This window comes from Pseudomonas sp. NPDC098747 (assembly GCF_044760045.1).
In the GTDB taxonomy this organism is placed as follows: Bacteria; Pseudomonadota; Gammaproteobacteria; order Pseudomonadales; family Pseudomonadaceae; genus Aquipseudomonas.
In genome coordinates this window covers 1-4,152 of the sequence record NZ_JBIWAL010000121.1, presented here as the reverse complement: position 1 = coordinate 4,152, position 4,152 = coordinate 1, and the positions used below count along the sequence as shown (strand labels likewise).

At 61.0% G+C, this 4,152-nt stretch carries 1 protein-coding gene; it reads right to left on the bottom strand.

Going from position 1 to position 4,152, the window contains the following annotated elements; genetic code table 11:
- Positions 1-4,152 (bottom strand): glutamate synthase large subunit (gene gltB, locus ACIQVE_RS29245; protein ID WP_402815383.1); only part of this gene is annotated, 4,152 nt, incomplete at both ends.

Here is a 4,152-nt window from a genome sequence, read left to right as displayed (position 1 = left end):
CTCGTTCAGCACGTTTTGCAGGTGGCTGCGATAGGATTCCATCGCCTCGCCACTGATCCGCTGGATTTCCACCAGTTCGTGGTTGACCCGGTCAACGAAGCTGTTGTCCTGGTCGAGCACGTAGGCGAAACCACCGGTCATGCCAGAGCCGAAGTTGTAACCGGTTTTGCCCAACACGCAGACGAAACCACCGGTCATGTACTCGCAGCAGTGATCGCCAGTGCCTTCCACAACCGTGTGGGCACCGGAGTTACGCACGGCGAAACGCTCGCCTGCGGTGCCAGCGGCGAACAGCTTGCCGCCAGTGGCGCCGTACAGGCAGGTGTTGCCGATGATGGCGCTGTTCTGAGTCTTATAAACGCTGCCCTTGGGCGGCACGATAGTCAGCTTGCCACCGGTCATGCCTTTGCCGACGTAGTCGTTGGCATCGCCTTCCAGGTACATGTTCAGACCGCCGGCGTTCCACACACCAAAGCTCTGACCGGCCGTCCCTTTGAAGCGAAAGGTGATCGGCGCGTTGGCCATGCCTTGGTTGCCGTGCTTGCGCGCAATTTCGCCGGAGATCCGCGCGCCGATCGAACGGTCGCAGTTGCAGATGTCCAGGTCGAACTCGGCGCCGCTCATGTCGTTGATCGCCGACGTCGCCAAATCAACCATCTTCTCGGCCAGCAGGCCCTGATCGAATGGCGGGTTGCGCTCAACCTGGCAGAACTGCGGCTTGTCCGCCGGAATGTGATCGCTGCCCAGCAGCGGGGTCAGATCCAGGTGATGTTGCTTGGCGGTCTGGCCTTCGAGGACTTCCAGCAGATCGGTGCGGCCGATCAGCTCTTCGAGGGAACGCACGCCGAGCTTGGCCAGCCACTCACGGGTTTCTTCGGCGACGTAGGTGAAGAAATTCACCACCATGTCGACGGTGCCGATGTAGTGATCCTTGCGCAGCTTCTCGTTCTGCGTGGCAACGCCGGTAGCGCAGTTGTTCAGGTGGCAGATGCGCAGGTATTTGCAGCCCAGCGCGATCATTGGCGCGGTGCCGAAGCCGAAGCTTTCGGCGCCGAGGATCGCTGCCTTGATCACGTCGAGGCCGGTTTTCAAGCCGCCGTCGGTCTGCACCCGGACTTTGCCGCGCAGGTCGTTGCCGCGCAGGGTCTGGTGGGTTTCGGCCAGGCCGAGTTCCCACGGTGCGCCCGCGTATTTGATCGAGGTCAGCGGCGAAGCGCCGGTGCCACCGTCGTAGCCGGAAATGGTGATCAAGTCCGCGTAGGCCTTGGCCACACCGGCAGCGATGGTGCCAACGCCTGCTTCAGCAACCAGTTTCACCGAGACCAGCGCCTTCGGGTTGACTTGTTTCAGGTCGAAAATCAGCTGCGACAAGTCTTCGATCGAATAGATGTCGTGGTGCGGCGGTGGCGAAATCAGGGTTACGCCCGGCACTGCATAACGCAGCTTGGCGATCAGCCCGTTGACCTTGCCGCCCGGCAGTTGACCACCCTCGCCCGGCTTGGCGCCTTGGGCGACCTTGATCTGCAGCACTTCGGCGTTGACCAGGTATTCCGGGGTCACACCGAAACGGCCAGTCGCAACCTGCTTGATTTTCGAGCTCTTGATGGTGCCGTAGCGTGCCGGATCTTCGCCGCCTTCGCCGGAGTTGGAACGCGCACCGAGGCGGTTCATGGCTTCGGCCAGGGCTTCGTGAGCTTCCGGCGACAGCGCGCCCAGCGAGATACCGGCAGAGTCGAAGCGCTTGAGCACTGACTCCAGCGGCTCGATTTCACTGATGTCCAACGGCGTGTCGAGGGTCTTGACCTTCAACAGGTCGCGAATCATCGACACCGGACGGTTGTCCACCAGCGCGGTGTATTCCTTGAACTTGGCGTAGTCGCCCTGCTGCACAGCGGCTTGCAGGGTGTTGACCACGTCCGGGTTGTACGCGTGATATTCGCCACCGTGGACGAATTTCAGCAGACCGCCCTGCTGGATCGGCTTGCGCGGGCTCCAGGCTTCGGCAGCGAGGGCTTTCTGCTCGGCTTCGATGTCGACGAAACGCGCACCCTTGATGCGGCTCGGCACGCCACGGAAGCTCAGGTCGCAGACTTCTTCGGACAGACCGATAGCCTCGAACAGCTGCGCACCACGGTACGAAGCGATGGTCGAGATGCCCATCTTCGAAAGAATCTTCAGCAGGCCTTTAGTGATGCCTTTGCGGTAGTTCTTGAACACCTCATAGAGGTCGCCCAACACTTCACCGGTACGGATCAGGTCGCCCAGTACTTCGTAAGCCAGGAACGGATAGACCGCCGAGGCACCGAAACCGATCAGCACCGCGAAGTGATGCGGATCACGTGCGGTAGCGGTTTCAACGAGGATGTTGGAGTCGCAACGCAGGCCTTTTTCGGTCAGGCGATGGTGCACCGCACCGGTCGCCATCGAGGCGTGAATCGGCAGCTTGCCCGGTGCGATATGGCGGTCGCTCAGAACGATTTGGGTCCGACCGGCGCGCACGGCTTCTTCAGCCTGATCGGCGACGTTGCGAATCGCCGCTTCGAGACCGACGCTTTCGTCGTAGTTGAGGTCGATGATCTGACGCTCGAAACCCGGGCGGTCGAGGTTCATCAACGAGCGCCACTTGGCCGGGGAAATGACCGGCGAGCTGAGGATCACGCGCGAGGCGTGTTCCGGCGACTCCTGGAAAATGTTGCGCTCGGCACCGAGGCAGATTTCCAGCGACATCACGATCGCTTCACGCAGCGGGTCGATTGGCGGGTTGGTGACCTGCGCAAACTGCTGACGGAAATAGTCGTACGGCGTGCGAACGCGCTGGGACAGCACGGCCATCGGCGTGTCATCGCCCATCGAGCCAACGGCTTCGTAGCCTTGCTCGCCGAGAGGACGCAATACCTGATCGCGCTCTTCGAACGTGACCTGATACATCTTCATGTATTGCTTGAGCTGATCGACGTCGTAGAACGCCGAACCGTGGTCGTTGTCTTCCATGGTCGCCTGAATGCGCAGGGCATTCTTGCGCAGCCATTGCTTGTACGGATGACGGGATTTGAGACGGTTGTCGATCGCATCGGTGTCGAGGATCTGCCCGGTTTCGGTGTCCACGGCAAGGATCTGGCCCGGGCCTACGCGGCCCTTGGCGATCACGTCTTCTGGCTGGTAGTTCCAGACGCCGATTTCCGACGCAACGGTGATGAAACCGTTGGTGGTGGTAACCCAGCGCGCCGGGCGCAGACCGTTACGGTCGAGCAGGCACACCGCGTAGCGACCATCGGTCATGACCACGCCAGCCGGGCCGTCCCACGGCTCCATGTGCATCGAGTTGTACTCGTAGAACGCACGCAGATCCGGGTCCATGGTTTCGACGTTCTGCCACGCAGGCGGAATGATCATCCGCACGCCACGGAACAGGTCGATGCCGCCGGTGACCATCAGCTCAAGCATGTTGTCCATGCTCGAGGAGTCGGAACCGACACGGTTAACCAGCGGGCCGAGTTCTTCCAGATCCATAAGATCATTGGTGAACTTGGTCCGACGGGCCTGAGCCCAGTTGCGGTTACCGGTAATGGTGTTGATCTCGCCGTTGTGGGCGAGGAAGCGGAATGGCTGAGCCAGCGGCCATTTCGGCAAGGTGTTGGTGGAGAAGCGCTGGTGGAACACGCAGATCGCGGTTTGCAGGCGCTCGTCACTCAGGTCCGGATAGAACGCGGCCAGATCGGCCGGCATCATCAGGCCCTTATAGATGATGGTCTTGTGCGAAAAGCTGCAGATGTAGTGGTCGCTGTCGACAGCGTTGGTCACCGACGAACGACGACGGGCGCTGAACAGCTTGACCGCCATGTCCTGATCGCTTAGGCCTTCGCCGCCGATGTACACCTGCTCGATTTGCGGCAGGCGCTCAAGGGCCAGGCGGCCGAGGACGCTGGTGTCGATTGGCACTTTGCGCCAGCCGATCAGTTGCAGGCCTTCAGCGAGGATCTCGCGGTTCATGTTCTCGCGAGCGGCTTCGGCCTTTGCCGAATCCTGATTGAAGAAGACCATGCCCACAGCATATTGCTTGGGCAGTTCGACGCTGAAGGTTTCCTGAGCAATCGCACGCAGGAAGGCGTCGGGCTTTTGAATCAGCAGACCGCAACCGTCACCGGTCTTGCC